General features: G+C 50.4%; 10 protein-coding genes and 1 pseudogene. 9 read left to right on the forward strand and 2 right to left on the reverse strand.

From position 1 onward, the window contains the following. Window positions 1-66: 66 nt before the first annotated feature. Window positions 67-1713: a bifunctional AfsR/SARP family transcriptional regulator/alpha/beta hydrolase gene (locus P0078_RS20330; protein WP_282931717.1), complete on the reverse strand. Its 1647-nt coding sequence runs from the start codon at window positions 1711-1713 to the stop codon at window positions 67-69. Between the two features lie 1160 nt (window positions 1714-2873). Here P0078_RS20330 and P0078_RS20335 point away from each other — a divergent pair. The 3 genes from P0078_RS20335 to P0078_RS24790 all read left to right on the forward strand — a co-directional run bounded on the left by P0078_RS20335 (window position 2874) and on the right by P0078_RS24790 (window position 11803). Beyond that, window positions 2874-7586, forward strand: coding sequence for a DUF6923 family protein (locus P0078_RS20335; protein WP_282931718.1), 4713 nt, complete (start codon window positions 2874-2876; stop codon window positions 7584-7586). 10 nt (window positions 7587-7596) lie between these two features. Beyond that, window positions 7597-7764: a hypothetical protein gene (locus P0078_RS20340; protein ID WP_282931719.1), complete on the forward strand. Its 168-nt coding sequence runs from the start codon at window positions 7597-7599 to the stop codon at window positions 7762-7764. A 1888-nt stretch (window positions 7765-9652) separates the two neighbouring features. Next, entirely contained in the window at window positions 9653-11803 is a 2151-nt protein-coding gene (locus P0078_RS24790; protein WP_502867285.1) for a hypothetical protein, read from the forward strand. Between the two features lie 360 nt (window positions 11804-12163). Here the strand turns inward: P0078_RS24790 and P0078_RS20350 are convergent, their stop codons facing one another. Then, entirely contained in the window at window positions 12164-12727 is a 564-nt protein-coding gene (locus P0078_RS20350) for a hypothetical protein (protein WP_282931721.1), read from the reverse strand. Window positions 12728-13325: 598 nt separating this feature from the next. On the opposite strand from P0078_RS20350, the gene P0078_RS20355 reads away from it, so the two are divergent. The 6 genes and pseudogenes from P0078_RS20355 to P0078_RS20380 all read left to right on the forward strand — a co-directional run bounded on the left by P0078_RS20355 (window position 13326) and on the right by P0078_RS20380 (window position 21977). Next, window positions 13326-13646 (forward strand): hypothetical protein, encoded by a 321-nt coding sequence (locus P0078_RS20355; protein WP_282931722.1) that lies wholly within the window; start codon window positions 13326-13328, stop codon window positions 13644-13646. A gap of 610 nt (window positions 13647-14256) precedes the next feature. Beyond that, entirely contained in the window at window positions 14257-15120 is an 864-nt protein-coding gene (locus P0078_RS20360; RefSeq protein WP_282931723.1) for an FG-GAP repeat protein, read from the forward strand. A 1059-nt stretch (window positions 15121-16179) separates the two neighbouring features. Beyond that, window positions 16180-17283, forward strand: a complete 1104-nt coding sequence (locus tag P0078_RS20365) for a glutamine synthetase (RefSeq protein WP_282931724.1) — start codon at window positions 16180-16182, stop codon at window positions 17281-17283. Continuing rightward, entirely contained in the window at window positions 17276-18187 is a 912-nt protein-coding gene (locus P0078_RS20370; protein ID WP_282931725.1) for an alpha/beta hydrolase, read from the forward strand. The genes P0078_RS20365 and P0078_RS20370 overlap by 8 nt, the downstream gene beginning before the upstream one ends. Window positions 18188-18372: 185 nt before the next feature. Next, a pseudogene (locus P0078_RS20375) lies at window positions 18373-20189 on the forward strand (ABCB family ABC transporter ATP-binding protein/permease). 66 nt (window positions 20190-20255) lie between these two features. Next, complete coding sequence (locus P0078_RS20380) at window positions 20256-21977, forward strand: DUF8614 domain-containing protein (protein ID WP_282931726.1); 1722 nt, start codon at window positions 20256-20258, stop codon at window positions 21975-21977. Window positions 21978-22180 lie beyond the last annotated feature (203 nt).

The following is a 22180-nucleotide window of genomic DNA, read 5'->3' on the forward strand; positions in this document are numbered from 1 at the left end:
TGCAGCATGATAGGGTAGGAGTTATTACTTGATGCTAGGTAGTAATATACAACCTCTTTAGGGGTTTTATATCTCTTCTTTTTCTGAGGGTTGTTGTGGTTTGCGAGCAATAAAATTTCGTACACTCTCTACAAAAACCTTTGATGCATCCTCCCGCCCCAGTAGCAGATGTCCGCTGCTATCCAGCCCTATGAATTCGGCATTGGGAATTGTAGCGGCAATATCGCGAGCGGTTTCGACGGGAATGCGCTGGTCTCCCAATGAGTGAATTACTAAGGTTGGTACTTTCACTTGCTTGAGTCGTTCACGCACGTCAATATTAGCGGATATAGATAAAAACCGAACAGCGTTTTCTGCGGATGTCGTTAAACGCTGGAATTCATTGAACCAAGAAAGTTCTTCAGGCGTGGCGCTGGGCATGAAGATAGATGAAAATATCTGTCGACATGCAGGGTTTTCTTTTCCCCAGCCTACCTCGGTCAAAGTCATCAATGCCTCGTGCTCTCTGCGAATATCGTCTGTCGAATCTATTCGCCAGCCTGCGGCATAGCCTCCAAACAGGATCAAATGTGATACTCGTTCCGGGTGTCTGACAGCGTACTCTATGGAAGCAGCTGCACCTTGAGATATTCCGAGTAGGGCAAATTTGTCGATTTTGACAGCCGATACAACAGTCTCAAGATCACTCACAAATTTTTCAAAGGACATATTGTCCACATTCCAGTCGGAAAGACCATTTCCACGTTTGTCATAGCGGACAAAATGATGGTCAGAAGCAAGATCGCGAAATAGGGGACTCCAAATTGGGGCATCCCAGTCATGTTCAAGATGGCTGAGCCAATTAGCAGCCTTGATAATGGGGGGCCCTTCCCCCACTGAAGAATAAGCGATGCGTACACCATCATCTGAAGTGCAAAAATGGATCTTTTGCCGAGCAATAAGGTCACTTGCTTTAGAATCTTTGTCGACATCGGCGGTAGTTGGATTGTTTTCTTCGACCACTTTTCTTGTAAGTTCGATCTCGGACCGTGTATTTGGAGACCAGGTAATTCCCGCGTTGTGAAACCGCCTTGCAAAATCATGAGTTAAAGCTGTGACTTCAAAAGTGTGACCAAGGCGATCCAGTAGAGTTAGAAGTTGAGTCGCAGCATTAGGGTTGAGTGGTTCTAAGGCTTCCCATTCACGGGCCTTATTTAGTCGTTCATGGAGGTTAATATCTGGATGTGATGACAAACGGGCTAGCACTTTGCCTTGCAAACGAACTATTTCTTGTCTTTCTGCTGTTAACCACTGTTGGAATAACTCCTGGTCTGGCAAGTCGATACCATCCAGAAATGGTTGCTGTAAGCTGTCCGCAAGCGAGGCCAACTCCACAGGTGTTAAATTCTTGGCCACGATCTTTTCTTTCAGGATGTTGATATCGATTTCGATATCAGGAGCCGCAATGCCTGCGCGTTCCCGGTCTGCTACTAGTCGTTCAGTGGATGTGTCATTCACCAGGGGGCGGAGCTTACTCAATGACCAGCGCAACGCCCCGCGCGGATCATCTGGGGTTTCCCAGAAGACTTCACATAAACGTTCACGACGATGTGGTTTGGCGGTCTTCGCAAGGTAGGCAAGAAGAGCGCGTGTCCTTTTCGAAGCCGGTAAATCCACAGCTATACCATCGTGAAAAACACTTAATTCCCCAAGCATCTTCAGAAAAATTTTCATTATAATAGTAACCCCGGTGTTGGGTTGCCTGTTATAGGTAAGCTGCCATTCGTAATCCCGTTATTGGCGCTTGCAAAAGTCTTGACTGGATTTCTATCTGCCCTCCCACTATTTACAGTGGAATCCGTGACTTTTGTTGCTAAGCTGACTCCGTTAGTGTTTCGGGAAACTCTCCATGTACAATCTTTGACCCAGTATCAGACTTAGAAATAGTTATTTACCTGGGGTTGATGTCGTAATTAGTCAAAATAGCGGTACGGGTTTCTGGTATGAAAGTTCCGACCTCGACATATTTCCCACAGATTGTTTTTTCTTTTGGTGACTGGGCGGATATTAATTCTGGAGGGCGGGGCGGACAACCCGACAAATGTAGGGTAACGCTGACAGGAAGGATATAGCATGCTTTGTATGTTTTGACCTGCCCAGACTGCCTTTTCGTTATCCGCATACTGGATGTTGTTATGTGGCTTAGTGATTTTTACGGGAGGATTTCTCTCTGTGGACACCTGCTTTCAGGTCATAATTTAGGTATTTGTCTAGGTTAAATATCAGAGAATAGGTCGGTAAATAAAGTACTTCGATTTCCCTTTCTGCCCTGCCAGCCGGAATTCCAGGTTGTCATTATTCAAACGATAGAGTACGGCCTTCTCAGTATCGTTCGACTTGCTTGTTTATTGATACCTTAAGCGCACCAACGGGTATCTGCGATCTTTTGAGGTAGAACTCTCTTCCTACACAGCCGAAATGGCAATTTTCAGCTTTATTCATATCGGTATTAGCGCAAATTCCAGTTGCCAGGTTAATAACAATCTATTTTGTTTAAGCTATTTTTCAATTATTTCGGTACTGCAGTTCATATCAAATTAAACCGTCAATCCGTCCGTCAAAAACAGATTGTTATTCGCGGTATTGGTTCGTGTTCGAATAGAAAGAATTTCCATACCCATGTTTTTTCCATGGAGAGTACCTCGCTCAATCACATGATTGCTCAGCATAAAAATGTGCTACGGCACCGCATATTTAATGCAAAAGCACTGAATACGCGGTTTGAACAGCAAACGATTGGGGAGACGTTTGATGAGTGTGTATAGCGGGCAGTTGGCTTTTCTGTGGGGGGAGGATGCGTGGTTAGATCTTGCTGCGGCAAGGCGGTGGCATCTTTGGGTAAAGGGGTTTTGCAGGTGCTCCGTGTTGTGTTGGCCATTGCCTTTGGCTTGGTGGGTTGGTCGGCGAGCACGCAGGCACAAGTGCAACCAATGCCGGCATGTGATTCGAGCCTTTATCTGACGCAAACCGTGGTGCTAAACACGCCTCCAACGGAGTTGATTCGTTTCGATACGAGTTCGGACCCATTTGGATTCACTATTTTGGGAAGTGCCGCAGGGGAGGTCTATAACGGCACTGCATTCAATCCTTTGGACAACTATCTGTATGCCATCAGGCGTACGACCAACATTCTGTTAAGAATTGGCAGGGATGGGAGTGTCCAGCAACTAGGGGCTATACAGAATCTTCCAGTCCCCGATCCAGATAATTTTCCTGCGGGTTACACCTCAGGTGAAATCGATCCAATTGGTAATTACTATGTCAGACATACTGGTCCCAATAATAATCTCTATCGAATAAATATATCTAATCGTACCGCTGTTAGGATCCCTACGAGCTTAACTTTCCAGGCACAAGATCTGGCGTGGCACAATGATCGACTTTATGCCGTTGGTAGTGAGTGCTTGTTCTGCATCACGGGTCCGCTGTACGAAATTAACCCTGCAACGGGCCAGACGAGGAAGATTGGGTCTTCAGCGCAGTCGCCCTATCCGGATTTTTTTGGTGCCATGTTTGGTGCCACAAATGGCGTATTTGGAGTTAACAATGATGGAGGTTTCTATCAGTTTGATACGATAACCGGCATCGGCACCATGATCTCTGATATCCGGGGCACTGATACGAACGACGGTGCTAAATGTGTTACCACAAGCATGTCTTTCCCTGCTGACCTGGCAATATCCGTGGACGATGGCAGTGAAATCTACACTGCTGGTGATGAGGTCGTTTATACCATAGCCGTTAGCAATCTGGGGCCGTTTGAGGCTCCCGGCTCAATAGTGAATGCCCCCTTACCTTCAGGTATCCCCTCGGCCAATTGGACCTGTAGTAGCGGTGGTGGTGGTGGCAGTTGTAGTACTGCCAGCGGGGTCGGCGCCATCAATAATATATCCGTCAACCTGCCTGTGGGCGGCTCTGTAACGTTCACTCAAAGTTTGTCCGTTCCAGATGATCATACTGGTGAGTTGGTCAATGTGGCGACGGTGGACCCTCCCTCGTCGGGTGTGTTCTTCGACCCTAATCTTGACAACAATACCGACGATGACGTCAACATCACGGCGACGATCTTAGTCAGCAAGAGCGCGATTCCTTCTAGCGGCACGGCAGTCTCGGTCGAGGACACTTTGGACTATACGTTGACGGTGGATGTAGATAATGCCGTCACTGGTAGGGATGTGGTGCTGACCGACACCCTGGATAACGGCCTTGACCCAGGTCCTTTGCCAAATGGCTGTTCGGCATTGGGGCAGCAGATCACTTGCACCCTGGCTGCGGGCGCGGCCATCGGCTCATACACCTTCGCTTACTCCGCTACCGTGAACGAGGATGCGACCACCGAAGTAGATAACAGTGTCATCACTGACACTGGAGACTGCGGGACTTGTATCACTAACCACCCGGTCGACCCGACGATCTCAGTCAACAAAAGTGCGAGCCCTGCCAGCGGCACGGCGGTCTCGGTGGGTGACATTGTGTCCTATACCCTGACAGTGGATGTCGGCAATGCTGTCACCGACGGAGATGTGGTGCTGATCGACACCCTGGGTGAAGGCCTTGATGTTGATATTACCAGCCTGCCAAGTGACTGTTCGGCGTCGGGGCAGGAGATTACCTGCACGCTGGCTGCGGGCGCGGGCATCGGCTCACACACTTTCGATTACTCCACCACCGTGAGCGAGGATGCGACCACCCAAGTAGATAACAGTGTCGTCACAGACACTGGAGACTGTGGGACTTGCATCACTAACCACCCGGTCGATCCCACGATCCGGGTCAGTAAGAGTTCGAGCCCTGCCAGCGGCATGGTGGTCTCGGTGGGTGACACTCTGGCCTATTCCCTGGCGGTGGATGTCGCCAATGCTGTCACCGACGGGGATGTGGTGCTGACCGACACCCTGGGTGAAGGCCTTGACGTTGATATTACCAGTCTGCCAAGTGACTGTTCGGCGTCGGGGCAGGAGATCACCTGCACGCTGGCTGCGGGCGCGGGCATCGGCTCGCACACTTTCGATTACTCCACCACCGTGAGCGAGGATGCGACCACCGAAGTAGATAACAGTGTCGTCACAGACACTGGAGACTGTGGGACTTGCATCACTAACCACCCGGTCGATCCGACGATCTTGGTCAGCAAAAGCGCGAGCCCTGCCAGTGGCACGGCGGTGCTGGTGGGTGACACTGTGTCCTATACCCTGACGGTAGATGTTGCCAATGCTGTCACCGATGGGGATGTGGTGCTGACCGACACCCTGGACGAGGGCCTTGACCTCGGCCCTCTACCAAGTGGCTGTTCAGCATCGGAGCAGGAGATCACCTGCACCCTGGCTGCGGGTGCGGCCATCGGCTCGCACACTTTCGATTACACCGCCACATTAAACGACAACGCAACCACTGAAGTTGATAACAGTGTTGTCCCCAACACCGGAGTTTGCGAGACCTGTAGCACATCGCACCCGGTACTTCCGAGAGTGCAAATAAGCAAAACCTCAGATCCGGAAGATGGTATTGAAGTCACGGTAGGTGACACAGTCACCTATACGCTTAACGTGACGGTGAGCAATGGTCCGACCACCGAAGTGCTGACCCTGTCCGATACCCTGAGCGATGGTCAGAGTTTATTGACGGACTCCATCATCTCCCCACCAGGCGGAAACTGTCTTGTCGCGTCTGGTGGTCTCGAGTGCACTTTGGCAGTGGGTACTGCGCCAGGTGTCTACCTCTTTAGCTACCAGACTCTCGTGGACCCCGATGCAGGCGATACGATCAGCAACAACGTGGTCGCGTCGGGCGGGGGCGGAGATGATCCCGATTGCACCGTTTGTAACACCGGCCACCCGGTGGACAACCACTTGGAATTGCGGTTGGTCAAGACTGCAGGCGTGGGATCTGCACGGATCGGCGACCTGGTGCGTTACGTGCTGACCGTCGAGAACGTCGGCGTGGTGCCCGTGACGGATGCAGCTCTGGTCGATACGCCGCCGCCGGGATTCAACTATGTCGAAGGCTCGATAACCGTGGATGACGGTGATGATGCCTTCGAGCTGTCGCCCGGTCGCTACCCGCTCAGGATAGGTGGCCTCGACATTGATGTGGGTGAGCAGGCCACCATTGCCTATGTGCTGCGCGTCGGCGCTGGTGCTCGGCTTGGTACACAAATTAACTCGGCGGTGGTGCAAAGCGACACCGGTGATTCAATCTCGAATGTGGCCACCGCGCAGGTGACGGTCGAAACGGGCCCACTGCTCGATGACAGTTTGATTTTCGGCACGGTGTTTGACGACCGCGACGCCGATGGTTGGATGGACAGTGCCGCGCTGACGGGAGTGCGAGTGCAGGGTGGATTCGCATCCAGTGCCTATGCTCCCCCGGTGGCGGGTGCTACTGCGCCTTTGCTGCAGGGCATCACTCTGGGCCGTATCACAGCCCGCCAGTCCGAGGGTGATCCTGTAGAGCGGCACCAGATAGTAATTCGAAATAGTCTGGTCGAGCCCGCATTTACCGATGACTTCGTGCTTACCAGCGACCAGGGCGTGACCGTTCGAATGGACGCTGCCGGCAACACTTGGGTTGAGAAATCCGGTGAGGCAGCCCAAGGGCTTAACGCCGCCGAACCGACAGTGGAGCGTCGCCTGTTCCAGAGTGAGGAGGGGCTGGTCGTTGACTATGTGATCAGTAACGCCGGCATAGACGAGCGTGGCCTGCCGGGTGTCCGCCTCGCATCCGTGGAGGGTGTGCTGATTGAAACGGATCAGTACGGCCGTTACCACTTGGTTGATGTGCAAGGCGGCGAACGTGGCTATCGCAATTTTATCCTCAAGGTCGATCCATCCACGCTGTCTCCAGACACAGTTTTCACCACCGAAAATCCACTGGTACGGAAGATTACTCCAGGCGTGCCAGTGCGCTTCGACTTCGGTGTTCATTTGCCGGTAACCCTGTTGCCCGGCCGTACCGAGGAGGTTGAGCTGGCGCTGGGGGAAGTCATCTTTGCGCCGGGCAGTGCGGAGGTGCGCGCCGAGTACCGGCCGGCGATTGCCCGCATGGCTGAGGAGGTGGATGCCTACGGTGGCGGCGAGGTTGTCATCACTGCCGATGGACGAAGTCAGGCACTTGCTTTTCAACGTGCGATCGCAGTGCGCGACCTGCTGCTCAAGCAGGTTGAAGCAGAGCACGCACAGATGTTGAGGGTCACCGTGCGCACCGAGGTTCATGAGTTGGTCGGTGGTATCAGCGCGGGTGAGCTACTGCTGGGCACGGTGCTGTTCGACACCGACCGCTCCGAGATCCGACCGGAGTTTGAGGAGCTGTTGGATAACGTGGCTGCCCACCTGGAGGAAATGGGTAGTGGCGTTGTGGCAGTGGTGGGCCATACCGATGTGCGCGCCAGTTACCAATACAACATTGCCCTGGGTTTGCGAAGGGCCAGGTCTGTGTACAACGCCCTGGCTATGAGGTTGAGCCCGGAAGTGCGTTCCCGGATACGGGTCGAGTCCAGTGATGACCCGACAGCGTCTGTCACTTTGCCTGTCACTTCTGAAGATAAATAAGGGGCCGATCATGCAGATGAAATTACTCTATGCCGTCGTGATCAGTAATCTGGCCAGTTGTACAGCACAGGTACTTGCACAGCAAACACCAGTAACCATGACGGGAAGCTCCGAGCCATTGCATACGGGCGCTACTATGGAACCTATCTCCATAGTGCCCCCCATGCCAGCGGTTTGATGGATGGCGAATCCTATACCGTCGCCAGTGGCGACTATTTATCTAGTATTGCTGCCCGGGCCGGTGTGGGCTTAATTGAACTCGCTAGCTGGAATCTCATTGATTCCCCTTACACAATCTATCCCGGACAACAGTTGCGTTTGTCGCCGCCGCCGAGTGCATCGGTGTCACCTCAGAAGAGGCTGGCGAAGCAAGCGACAGCCTTGAAGGATGTCACTCCAAAAGGCGCCACCATCGAACATGCCCCTGCAGCGCCGCATGCCAAGGGTTTTATGAACGATGACTTTTATACCGTTGCGAGCGGCGACTATTTATATGCTATCGCTGCCCGTGCTGGTGTGAGTTTAAAGGAACTCGCGCGCTGGAATAGCATCGATCCCCCCTACAAAATCTACTCCGGTCAGCGCCTGCGTTTGTCTCCGTCACCGGTTGATGGATCGTCTATTACCGCTGTTAGTAGTGGTGTGTCGCCGGAACTGGTGTGCGCTGCCGACGGTTGTCGTACCGGTGATGGATTGCTATTCCAGCTGCGTACTCGCAGTTACGATGAGCCTCTTACGGTAGGCACAAGCAAGCAGTCCTCATCCGAGGAGCTGCAACCTGATCGCAGGGTCGCAATCGGATTGGAAAAGCCGGGACGAGCTGTAGCGCAGGGGCGGTTCTCTGTGTCATTGCCTGATAACGGCGTAATCTGGGCTACCGAAGATCCCGCACTGGGCCGGCGCGACTTGTCGGTGTCGGCCCCCACCATGGTGCCATTCGAAAATGGCGCCATCACCCGGCCGGTGCGTTTTTTCGTGCGCAGTAATTACAGCAGCTTTGTCTCGCGTATGGAGTTGGCAGTGTTCCGCAGCACCGACGTCGACTTGATCAGCCCGCTGGCAAAAGTTGCGGTTGATGTAGCTCCAGTGGCGGAGGCTCAGTGGGATAGCGCGTTGCCCCGGGAAATTCCGTTTCGAGTCGGTGATGAATTGGTCTATGTACTGCGTGCGTTTGATGTTGAGGGGCATGTTGACGAGACCTATCCCCAGCGCTTGCAACTGGTACGTCCCGACGAAGCTGAGCGCAGCCAACAACTCCTGCGAAGTTCGACTGAACGCTCCTTCGGCAGTGCGCTGAGCGAGGAGGAAGCTGAGACCCAGCGCCTGATCGACGATGTGTTCGACGAGAGTAACCTGCGCTACCAGAATATCCCGATTTACGGATCGCGAGTGCGCATACAGGGCCGCAATATTCCGGCTGCTCACACCCTGTGGATCAACGGCGACAGCTACCCGGTCGACCTGGAGCGGAAGTTCGTTGCCGAGTACCTGATGCCGGTGGGCCAGTACCGCTTTGATGTCAGGCTTGAAGGTCCTGGGGGCTCCGTTGTCGAACGCGAGCTGCCGATAGAAGTGAGCGGGCGCTACTTCTTCGGTGTGGGCATCGCCGATGTAACTGTGCGAGAGAACAGGGCCAGTGGCCCCGGCCGCGACTTGGTGCTGGATGGCCGCGATGATGACCTTCTCAGTGACGGCCGGTTGGCGTTCTACCTAAAAGCCAAAACGAAGGGCAAATACCTGATCACCGCCCAGGCAGACACCCAGGATCGGCCCCTGGAAGATCTATTCGACGGATTTACCCAGGCCGACCCACAGGATGTCTTCCGGCGCCTGGATCCGGACCTGTACTACCCGACCTACGGGGACGATTCGACCACCTCCCGGGACGTCGACACCATGGGGCGGTTCTACCTGCGCGCCGAATGGGACAAGAACGAAGCGCTGTGGGGCAATTACTACACCGGAATCACTGGCACTGAATATGCGCAATACGGACGCTCGCTGTATGGCGCAGGGCTGAACTGGCGCTCAAGTTCGGCCAACCCTTGGGGGATGCGGATACCGAGTTGCGAGTATTCGGCTCCGAGGCGCAGACCGCGCCCGGCCACAGCGAATTCATCGGTACCGGCGGCAGCTTGTATTACCTGCGCCATACCGACGTGCTGCCCGGCTCAGATCACGTCGTATTGGAGGTGCGCGACCCGGGAACCGGGCTGGTGGAGCGGCGCATCGAGCTGCAGCGCGGTGCTGACTACGAGATTGATGAACTGCAAGGCCGTATCCTGCTGACTCGGGCGCTGTCGCAAATTACCCGGGAAAACATCCCTTTCATTACCCGCGACACGCCACTGGATGGATTCGAGCAGAGGCTATTGGTGGACTACGAGTGGGTGCCATCGGGCTTCGATGCCGATGAGGTCACTGGGGGTGTGCGTGCCAAGCACTGGTTTGGTGACCATGTGGGAATAGGGCTTACCTATATCGACGAGAACCGCGCCGGTGAGGATTACACGCTGATGGGGGCCGACCTTACCCAGCAGTTTGGCAAAGGCACTTATCTGAAATTCGAACACAGTCGGACCGAGTCCACTATTGCACCAGTGTTCTTCTCCGACAACGGCGGCTTGAGTTTCTCTCGACTTAACCCGGACGGCTTGCGCGAGGGCGTGGCCAGTTCTGTCGAATCGCGGGTGAATTTCCGCGAGCTGGGTTGGACCGAGCAGGAGTGGAGCGCCGCCACTTGGTGGCGGCAGGTCGACGGTGGCTACTCGATCTCGAGGCATGACACTGGTCTCGATATCGAGGAACACGGCGCAGAGCTGTTGGGCCATTTCAACCAGGGTCTCGGTATCAACGCCCGTTATAGCGAGGCTGAGCGCGATGGTGAAACACTGGCTCAAGCGCACCTCAACAGCGAGTTGCGTATTGGTGACAACAGTGCCCTGAGCGCTGAAGTGCGCGGTATTGAGGAGCAGCGAAGAGAAGGCGATGCCACCGGCCTCTTGGGTGCGCTGCGTTATTCTCATCGATTCGGTACATCGCTGGACGTGTCCGGCACTACCCAGATGACCCTGAGTAACGATGGTGGTGACTATGCCGACAACGATGCTTATTCGCTGGCGGCGCGCTACAACTTCGCCAACCTGTCGACCCTGGGAACTGAGATAACCACTGGCGATCGCGGTGACGCGGCGACGCTCAACGGCGAATACCGGCTTACTTCACAGCACAGCTTCTACGGCGGCTACACCTACTCGACCGACAGTACCGAATACGACTCGCTCTTCAACCCTAATCGCCAGAACGGCTGGACCTTCGGCCAGCGCTGGAGATTGTCGAACCAAGTAAATTTGTTCAACGAAAGTCAGCACATCAGAAGTCGTGATGAGTCAGGGCTGGCGCATACCTTCGGTATGGACTTTTACCCAGCAATTGGTTGGAACCTGGGTTTAATCCTGAGTGATGGCGAGCTGACCAACAGCATCGGCGAGGAGGTATCCCGGAATGCGGTTAGCCTGACCGGCGGGCGTACTTCGCCCGAAACTGACTGGCAGAGCAAGTTGGAATGGCGGCGCGATAGTGGGGCTGAGCGGCGCACACAATGGGTCAGTACCCATCGCCTATCCCATAAACTCAATGAGAGTTGGAGGATTGCTGCGCGCTTTAACTACGCTGACACCGAAGACGAGCTGAACTCGTCTGAGGGAGCAAAGTTCATTGAGGGTAATGCTGGTTTTGCCTACCGGCCTTGGAGCAACAGTCGTTGGGGGTTGTTCGGGCGTTACACCTATCTTTATGACTTGGCCTCGCCGGGGCAGTTGGGTGAGGTGGACTACGACCAAAAGACTCAAGTGCTGGCATTTGAAGGTGTATACCGCTTAGACCACCATTGGGAGCTGGCTGCCAAACTGGCGCGGCGCGAGGGCGAAGTTCGCTTTGGGCGTAATACCGGTGACTGGCTTGATTCGTCCACCACTTTTACCGCAGGACAGGTCCGTTTTGAGTTTTACCAGAATTGGCACGCGCTGGCTGAGTATCGTTGGCTCAATGTAGATAATGGTGGCACTCGGCAGGGATTCCTAGCCGGTGTCGATCGAGATATTGGAAAAAACATTCGTATCGGTGCAGGTTACAACTTCACAGAGTTTAGTGATGACCTGACGAACTTTGATTACGACCATAAGGGTTGGTTCGTCAACTTTACTGCGCGCTATTGATGGTCGCATGTGCTCGCCCTGCTCAGGTCGGGCACATATACAGGTGCAGTACGGTACAGCGAGAAAGCAGGAAGCGTTGGTAATTACGAAGTTATTCAGAGGCTCCTCAGAGAATGCTTTGTAATCCAGACGGTATCTGAACCGCTGATAAAAAATCTGGCGACCTTATTAGGGGGCAATAAGCTCAATAAGGTCTTTCTCCCCCCTATATTGGGCGCATATCGCGAGCGGGCATTTAATGCCTGCTCTCAACACTTACATTACGCCTGGTCAACCAGTGATAATTCTCCGAAGATTTTCAACATAATACGGGGTGGGCATGTGAAGAGTTTATCCCTGAGGGGTACTTCTACATTCACCTTAACAACCAATGCTTTTTAGGCGTGTATATTTTTCCTCAAACATCAATTTAAGAGTTTTTCGTTCTGGATTAGACAAGTTTATTTTTCTTAGGTCAATAAGGTGAATGTGTAGGCAGGGCGTCATAGAGCTAAATTCGTGGAGGTCGTTTTTGGTGAATACAGGGAATAATTCGTTGTTATTGCTGAATTTCCTGAATAGATCGAAGCCTGCGCTGGGAGGTCCGATCATGGGATTTTTCGGGAATGTTAAATCTTTGGCTAAAAAAGCAGCCCTAAATTGATATTGGTGGAGGTCGAAAAAATCTCCTGGAAAAATATAAAGACCTGAGGGGCGCAGAGTGTTTTCGGTAATATTGATATAGCGGTCAAGGCCATATATCGAGGGTGTTGCCACCAAGCGTGATTTCTGGCCATGCAATAGCTCTATTGTGAAATCCCCATAGATATGTTTTAAGGCTGGGGAGTAGATGGAGAAAAATCCTTCAATGCTACGGGCAAAGTTATAGGTTAGTTGTTTGTTGTTGAAGGTATCTAAATTCCAGGTTGTTGTATCTTGCTGCATGGAAAACCTATTTTCTGGATTGCACAAGATAACTGCTAGCTCCTTGCATTTTGTATTAAATTTCAAGGATGTATCTAAGTGCTGGGTTGGCTGGATGAGCGGTTTGAGCAAGATGTTAAATTTCAATAATGTGAGTGATCGTTTAAATGATCGTGATATTTACTGCTGGATTACGTAGACAGAATCTTTCTGAATTCAGCTGGCTAGACTGTCACAATTCTAGTATGGATAGTTGTGTACTTGAGGGTTCATTTTTCTGTGATATACATGGGTGTTTTGTAGGTCGCTAATACTTCCAGGTGCTACAGTGAGATTGTAAGTTCCGGTATTTTTATCTGGCAGTTTGACTCTATTATTTTTTGTGATTTAAACGTAATTCAAACACGATTAGAGTTTTTTTGCAGTGGTATACATGTTTAGTGCCACGTTTTATTGGTTCACTGGTTGTGAGTCTAGTTATGTGTTGTGGGTAAAAGGTACATTAAAGCAGTAGATTTTCCGGGGTGAGGGGAAAGTTTCCTGCCTGATCTTAATTGGTGATGAGCCCAATAGGGTAATACTTCTGGATAAAGGATAAGATTTCAATGAGGAAATAGGAATGAACTTGAGAGAACTGAACGTAAAATCAGACCTTACTCTTCTTTATATAGATTTGGAGGGCGTCCGTTTTGTAACGTCTCCAATCACCCTGCCGGGACATGCAGAAAGTTGGCTGCGCGTTGGTATAACCAAAGATTGTGTTCTGGTTGTTCAGACCCCAAAGCGAGCGAGGTCGATCTATGGAGACCGACATGTTTTGTTAGTCGCCATCGTTACAGCCAAGCATAGATTTAGTGTTGAGTTAAACAAATTGGCTGGTGTTGTTTTTATGGGGGACGAATTCAAGGTGGAGAATGAACCTAAAGGTAATAAAGGTTAAGTCAATCTAGAGTCTTAACTTTCTGTTTGATGTTTTGAGGGAGTGGTCAAAGCGGTAAAAGGCCTTGAAGGCTACCTACGCCTGCTGTGTTGCAGCTTTTGCAAAGGGCTGCAGCTATTTGAGGTGAGCTGCTCCTAATATCTGTAGTCTTTAAAGTCTGCAGGGATATTAAAGAATTGTTCAAAAGCTCCTTCCAGTTAAATCAGTTTGACTGCCGAATAGTAATCCAAACGATACTTAAACAAAAATATAACTTATTTACTTAGTCGGTTACACGATGAGTACCATGTTTGACTGTTTTACTGGTTGAAATTCAATAGTGCATTGGGTGTTAAGGTTTTCGCACTCTTACGCAACCTCCCCTGCTTGTGCTGGCCCCGCACAAGCCCCTTTGCCCGGTAGCTTGCCGGGCTTTTTTTTACTCCAGTGCTGGCTCCTCATTTCTGCAACTCCAATTTTTTTCAACGCTGAATCCCACGGTCGGTTGTTTCACTGCTGGTGAATCCAGTTATCTGCTAGAAGGTGGTGTCTTTGGGGCTTTGTTATGTCCCCTTGCAACCGGGGAATTCCTCTTTCCATGCCTAAGGGAAAAAGAAAAGGAAATATGACTATGTATTACGTAGTGTCAAAACTTGAGCCTGCTGCGATGATATTAATACGCCTGTTGTTGGGGCTTGTACTGTCGGTTGTTTTTATTCTGTCCACAGTCTTTGGCGGTGACGATCAGGGGCATGCCCCGACCATTATGGTCGAGAAGGTGGCCAGCCCAGCCGTAGGGTCGGCCTTTGCAACTCACACCTCTAAATACTCAGCCAAGGCAAATGGGGGGGCGGACGTCGGGGTGGGCAACAAGGTAGCCACCGATATAGGTGGTGACCAGAAGAGTAATGAATTTTTTAGCACTCGAATTGGTGACTTTTTCAACCGTTCCATAGCTTTAAGTGCGAATGGACTTACCCTTGCCGTGGCCGCCCCCGATGAGGCTAGCGCTGTTGTTGGTATTAATGATGACCATGCAAATAGTGATTCAGCTGGTTCTGGAGCTGTCTATGTATTTTCCCGTGAGGACGGTACCTGGCATCAACAAGCGTACATCAAGGCGAGTAACTCTGATGTCTTTGACCGTTTTGGTATCTCAGTAGCCCTGAGTGCAGATGGCCATACCCTGATCATAGGTGCCTATGGAGAGGCTAGCGCCACAACCGGTATTGATAGAGGTCAGATGAATAATGATTCAGTCGGTTCTGGAGCAGTTTATATGTTTGTCCGCGCGGATGATTCATGGCATCAGCAGGCGTATATTGAGACAAATCATATCGAGACAGGTGATAGTTTCGGCGGGTCCATCGCCTTGAGCCCGGATGGTCATACTTTAGTTTTCGGAACTCCCAATGAGGACAGGGCGGCCATCGGTATTATGAGCGATCAGGCCAATGACTCTGCGGAAGATTCAGGTGTCGTATATTTGTACTGAGAGGCTGATTATTCCATAAAAATGCAACCTTTCTTGCTGCAGTAGTCCATGCAATCAAAAAATAGCCTTCCACAAAAAATCATTAAAATTGATAAGTTGAATTTACCAGTTGGCGGTTATCCGTGTATACCATCTATTATCTCTCTACTAGAGATTCGAGCATAAAGGAATTGCTGCTGAAATGTTTATAGGTATTTACGGAAAGGGGGAACTTTATACAAAAAATATTTTCATTGATTGGTAAGTGTTATTCGCAACAAAATCTACTTGTTTCCTGCGCTATGCTACAGAAAATTTGGCCGCCCAAAACTGGCGCGGCCCCACCCTGTGAGGAGTGTTCATCATTCAGCCTATTGCCAAGTGTGGTTAGGTTGATCTGGTGGCCGGTTTAGAGTGCATTCATGGGGTAATAGCTGATTACTATTTGGTGTCATCATAAGTTTGTAATCTCGAATAGTTTATTTGTGAGCAAGTTCCCTATCTTGTACCTATTACTAACCAATAAATTTCTCAAAAATAGTCTTTTTCTATTGGTCTTTATGTTCTACGTTGGTGTGCTTGCATAGTGTATATGGCTCCGAATCTACGCCAAGATCTTAAAGTCAAATTGTTGTTTAGAGATTTATCGTATTGGTAGGTTAGTTTGCATTCGTTTGAATCAGAGTGGTATTTAGGGATGAAAGTATCTTGAATTGCTTGGATTGTTGATGTGGTCTCAGTCAGAGACTCACTTGATGAGGCGCCAGTACAGTTTGTTGGATTAACCAGAGGATCGATGCCCCCCTTAAATTGTAATGTTCTGCGTTTTAGGAGATAGAAAGGCCTACCATAAGCAGAAATCAAGCCGGCTAAAAAATCCCTCTGCTTTTATTTGAGGCATTAAGGTAAATACCTCGATAGTTTAAATGGTAGATAACACGATCCAGGGTTAATTTTTTAATAAAATCTTATATGGGGATACCTTCAAAGGATTATATGTTTTCCGGTAAGTTGGTTCTTGCTGGTGAGGTGGTCAGGAGCATATTCCGCTAACTTAGAAATTTAAAAAGGGTCATCGGTATGAGTAAACTCAGTTTCGTGGAGTACCTCTGGATTGATGAAGCGGGTCCGATGCAGCAGATTCGTTCGAAGGCCAGAGCTCTTAGTTTGCCAGATTGTCCGGTAGTGACGGATTTCCCGTTGTGGACTTTTGACCGCTCCAAGACGGAGCAGTTGGATGATAGTGATTCCGACTGTTTCCTCAATCCAATTCGAGTCTATCGGGACCCACTACGTGGGCTAAATGACTATATCGTACTTTGTGAGGTACTTGAGGAAGGTAAAAAAATTCACCTGTCAAATATACGTGCCAGAATAAGAAAAACGTTAGACTGTCTGGAGAGAATTATTGAGCCACAGCTGGGTTTTGAACAGGAATATAAACTCATTTCTGATTGCTATCCGTTTCGTTTTTCAGGGGTTGAGGCCTTTTTATTGCAAAGGGTTTATTACTGTGGTGTAGGCAGTGAATCGGTTTATGGGCGAAAGGTTGCTGAGGCACATGCGAAAGCCTGTATCGATGCTGGAATTCTTATCAGTGAGATCAAAACCATAACGCTGGGGCAATGGGTATTCCGAATCGGTTATCGTGGTATTGATGGTGAATGTTGCGATGCGCTAACGATAGCGGACGATGTTTGGGTTGCCCGATACCTTTTGAATCGTGTTTGCGAAAGATTTATGGTGCGCGTATTTTTCAGCAGCAAATATCTTGATGACAGCTGGAAAGGACCTTGCATACGAACTAAGTTTTCGACCGCCATTACTCGAGACCCAGATAAGGGACAAAAGGCCCTTATGAATATTGTTAATGCGCTTAACGGGAAGTTCAATGTCGAACATGACGATGAACTTATTCGAGAAGCCCGGCCTGTCGTCAGGCAAGGTTGTGTCTATTTGGAAGGACTACACTCCGGGGTCAATACAGACCCTTATCACATCGGGTACAACCTTATTGCTTCTACCATCGATGACGTTGACGATGCTGATGCGTTGCGGTCACTGCGCGAAGCTGGCCTACTTTTGACGAAAAGCCATCGTGATACGGAAGGCAGTGCCAATACATTAAGAGACCGAAGTGGTCACACTATCCCAGCGAAAAGTGAGGGTGTTACCCGTGAGTGAATTTTGGAATTGCTTTACTCGTGAGAAAACGGACGAACAATATAATCCCGTTTTGTGGACACATCGCCTCCCTACAGATCTTCTTTTGCCGTCTCATGCAGAGTTTACTGGAAGTCGCAGTTTAACTTATCGCAAAGCGATTAAGGACGGTTTACAAACTGTCAGTTTTGGGAAAGGGGACTACTCGGGCTCGATGGATGTATTCAGGCCGGATAAAGTCCCTGAAAATGCTCCGGTTGTAATTTATATTCACGGTGGTTGGTGGCAGTGGTTTTCAAAAGAACAGTTTTCTTTTCTGGCCAAGCCTTTTAATAAAGAAGGATTTGCAGTGTATATGCCGGGTTACCGTATGGCCACGGACTGGAAAAATGATACTCCAATGGAGTCTATTGTCGCGCAGATGCAGTGGGCAGTGGCGAGCGTACTAAAAGAGGCCGAGGAAAAAGGATCTCCATCTGTATACTTAGTGGGGCACTCGGTTGGGGGGCAGCTGGTGGCATTATTACATCAGACAGATTGGAGTCAATTTGGCGTTCCGGTAACTGCTCAACGTAAATTTAAAGGTGCATTCTCCCTCGCTGGCATATTTGATGTTCGCCCATTGGTTAATAGTTTTTTCAATGATCTCATTAAGATGTCGATGGAATCTGCTGAAAAGGTAAGTCCCCAGATGCTAGTGTCTGGTATTGATACAACAAGATGCCCGCTACATTTAATAGTGCCTGAATTTGATACTCTGGAATTTTTTCGGCAGACCAAAGAGTATCAAGAGAAAATGCTAGAAATGGATAATCCCTGTTATTTCAAATTAGCTAATAATCGGGACCATCTTGATCTGATAGAAAAATTAGTCGATGACCAAGATGAAGTCCTTGCCTATATGCTTGAGAATATGAAAGCCTAGCGACGATTTAGTCTTTTGAAGTCCTCTTAGGCGGCAAAAACATTTTGCCGTTTGATGACTGCTGCTGTATCGGCGACAGTGTCAATTTTGTGTGGGAGTGAGGGGCGGCGCTTTAGAGACAAGCGTCTATATAAGTTCTATTGACGAATTATAATGGGCGCCTGTTTTCTCCTCCTGGATAGATTATGCCGAGACCCAAATCCACTGTCTCTTTGGATGAGGTGCACTGGGGTGCACTCAAAACCCTCTTCCCCTACTTATTGGAGTTCCGCCGCGCCGTAGTCTTGGCGATCCTCTGCCTGATTGGCGCCAAGGTTGCGGGTGTTACCCTGCCATTTTTGCTCAAACATATTGTCGATGACCTGGATAGTGCTGGGGGCCTGGCCCAGGCAGTGGCATTACCTTTGGGGCTGCTGTTGGCCTATGGGGCTGTGCGCCTTTCCAGCACTCTGTTTGGCGAACTGCGAGACACGATTTTTGGCCGTGTCACCGAGCGGGCCCAGCGGCGGATCGGATTGGAAGTGTTCCAGCATTTGCACAAGCTGGACCTGGATTTTCACCTGAACCGCCGTACCGGCGGGCTCTCTCGGGATATTGAGCGGGGCAATAGCGGCATCGGGTTCCTGATGCGGTTTATGGTCTTCAATATCGTACCCACGCTGGTAGAGATAGCTATGGTGGCGGGGTTGCTCTGGTGGAATTACAGCGGCTTATTTGCGCTATTAGTGCTGGCCGCAGTGATTATTTATATCGGCTTTTCAGTGGTAGCCACTGAATGGCGTACGCGCTTTGTCAGGGAGTTGAATGAGGCGGAGTCACAGGCCAGCAGCCGTGCAGTTGATAGTCTGCTCAACTATGAGACCGTTAAGTACTTTGCCAATGAGCGACATGAATCCGGTCACTATGACCGGGAGCTGGCCAGTTGGGAGAAGGCGCGGCGTAAGAACAGGCTGTCCCTGTTTGGCCTAAATAGTGGCCAGGCGCTGATTATTGCCAGCGCAATGTGTGCAGCAATGGTTCTTGCCGCAGTAGGAGTCACCAAAGGCACTATGACCATCGGTGACTTCGTATTGGTAAATGCCTTTATGATGCAGATCTTTATACCGCTAAATTTCCTCGGCTTTGTGTACCGGGAGATGAAAGGGGCACTGGCAAATATTGAGAAGATGTTCTCTTTACTTGCGGTAAAACCTGCTGTGGAAGATCTTCCCCAGGCGCCCCCCTCACCGTGATGGAGGGCCGAATTGAGTTTGATAACGTCCAGTTTGGCTACAAAGATAATCGCCAGATCCTCAAAGGTATCAGCTTTGCTGTGGAACCACGGCAAAAAGTGGCAATTGTTGGCGCTAGCGGCGCAGGTAAGTCCACCCTCTTTAAGCTCCTGTTTCGTTTTTATGACGCTAACAGCGGTTCAATTTCCATTGATGGCCAGGATATTCGCAGTGTTTCCCAGGAGTCGCTGCGCAGGACTATTGGTGTTGTGCCTCAGGATGCAGTGTTGTTCAATCAGTCGATCCGGGACAACGTGCGTTACGGACGTGTAGATGCCTCAGATACTGAGGTGGATGAGGCGATCCGCCACGCCCAGCTGGAAGGCTTTGTTCAGCAGCTGCCAGAGGGAGCCGATACCCTGGTGGGGGAGCGGGGTCTCAAATTGTCCGGAGGGGAAAAGCAGCGGGTTGCTATCGCTCGGGCCCTGCTGAAAAAGCCTCCGATTATGATCTTTGACGAAGCGACCTCATCTCTCGACAGCCACTCAGAGCAGGGCATAGTGGCATCTCTGCAGGATATTGCCCGCGAGCAGACATCATTAGTGATCGCTCACCGCCTCTCCACAATTGTGGATGCGGACTGCATTCTGGTAATGGATCAGGGCGGAATAGTCGAGCAGGGAGCCCACCGGGAATTGATGCAGGCTGATGGACACTACGCGGCCCTCTGGCGTATGCAGCAACAGGAGCGTGGAACTGAGACCCAAGCAGCCGAGGTGCCTACGCCATGACGGTTGATAAATCCCTACAGCCAGACTAATGTGGCGCCGATACAAAAAAATGATAGGCAGAGCGATATGACCATTCCTTTTCAGGCTACCAAGATAGCGGCAGCAGTGTTGGCACTGGCCCTTGTTGGCGCTTGTTCCAAAAAAGAGCAGCAGCCCGAAGAAGTTGCCAAAGCGGAAGCTGAGGCTCAGATTGTAGAGTCCAAGACTGTACCTGTGCCCTCAGGCCAAAAGGTAGAAGATGCGGATAAGCGTTTTGATATCTATGTACCGGTTGAGCTCACTGCAAATCTAAGCGGTCTCTCCGACAACCAGCGCAAAATGATTGGCCTGCTGATTGATGCCAGCCAGATTATGGATCGCTTGTTCTGGTTGCAATCCTACGGCCCAGCTGAGGAATTGCTGCCGGATATTGAAGACAACCGCGCTCGTAAGTTTGCCGATATCAACTATGGCCCCTGGGATCGCCTTAACGACAATAAGCCGTTTATTGTTGGTTATGGAGATAAGCCCCTGGGTGCTAACTTCTACCCAGCGGATATGACCCGCGAAGAGTTCGAGAAATGGGACCAGGCAGGAAAAGACGGCTTGTACTCGCTGGTACGCCGCAATGAGTCTGGCAGTCTCGAACTGGTGCCTTACAACGAAGCCTACAATGCGGACCTGAATAAGGCGGCCAGCATTCTGCGCCAGGCAGCTGAATTGGCTGAGAGCAAGGAATTTGCTAACTACCTCACTATGCGTGCCGATGCACTTCTCTCCGATAATTTCCGCCCCAGTGATATGGCCTGGATGGATATGAAGGAGAATGATATCGATGTGGTTATTGGTCCTATTGAAAACTATGAAGACCAGCTGTTTGCCTATCGTACCGCTTATGAGTCTTACGTCCTGCTGAAAGACAAAGAGTGGAGTAAAAAACTGGCCAAGTTTGCCGCTCTGCTGCCCGAGCTGCAGAAGGGTTTGCCGGTTGAGGAAAAATACAAATCTGAAGAGCCCGGTACTGATTCAGACTTGAATGCCTACGATGTACTCTTCTACGCCGGCCACAGTAATGCTGGCTCCAAGACTATCGCCATTAACCTTCCCAATGATGAGGAAGTACAGCTGGCCAAAGGCACTCGACGTTTGCAGCTGAAGAATGCAATGCAGGCCAAGTTTGACAAGATCCTGGTGCCGATCAGCGATGTATTGATCGCAGAAGATCAGCGCAAGAATATTACCTTCCCGGCTTTCTTTGCCAACACCATGTTCCACGAAGTGGCCCACGGTTTGGGAATTAAAAAGACCGTAGAAGGCGGCAATAATGTTCGCCAGGCTTTGAAGGAAACCTCCTCCGCCCTGGAAGAAGGTAAGGCTGATATCCTCGGTCTGTACATGGTTACCCGCTTGCATGAAAAAGGTGAGTTGGAAGAGGGCCAGTTGATGGATAACTATGTCACCTTCTTGGCGGGTATCTTCCGCAGCGTACGTTTTGGTGCGGCCAGTGCCCACGGTAAAGCCAACATGATGCGCTTTAACTACTTTAAGGAGCAGGGTGCCTTCACTCGCGATCCCAAGACTGGTCAATACAGTGTTGATTTTGAAAAGATGCAACAGGCGATGACCAACTTGTCTCGTTTAATCATTACTATTCAGGGTGATGGCGATTACGAGAAAGCCAAATCATTGCTGGAGACCAAAGGCGTAATTGGCCCTGAACTGCAGGCTGATTTGGATCGCTTGGCCGAGGCCAATATTCCGGTTGACGTTACCTTTATTCAGGGTAAAGAAGTACTCGGTTTGAAGTAATTTTCTTACCTTTTGTTTAAAAAACCCGGCACCCGCCGGGTTTTTTTGTGCCCCTAAACTTTATCCCCGCACGATTTGTAATTTTCCCCGCTGATTGCAGCTTAGTACTTTAAGTACTTTTTCTTATGGCGGAATTAATAGTCACGTCCAAACTAAGGAGGCGGTCTGTATCCCGGGCAAGGAAATCCAACTCTTATACACAA

The organism is Microbulbifer sp. VAAF005, assembly GCF_030012985.1.
Classification (GTDB): domain Bacteria; phylum Pseudomonadota; class Gammaproteobacteria; order Pseudomonadales; family Cellvibrionaceae; genus Microbulbifer.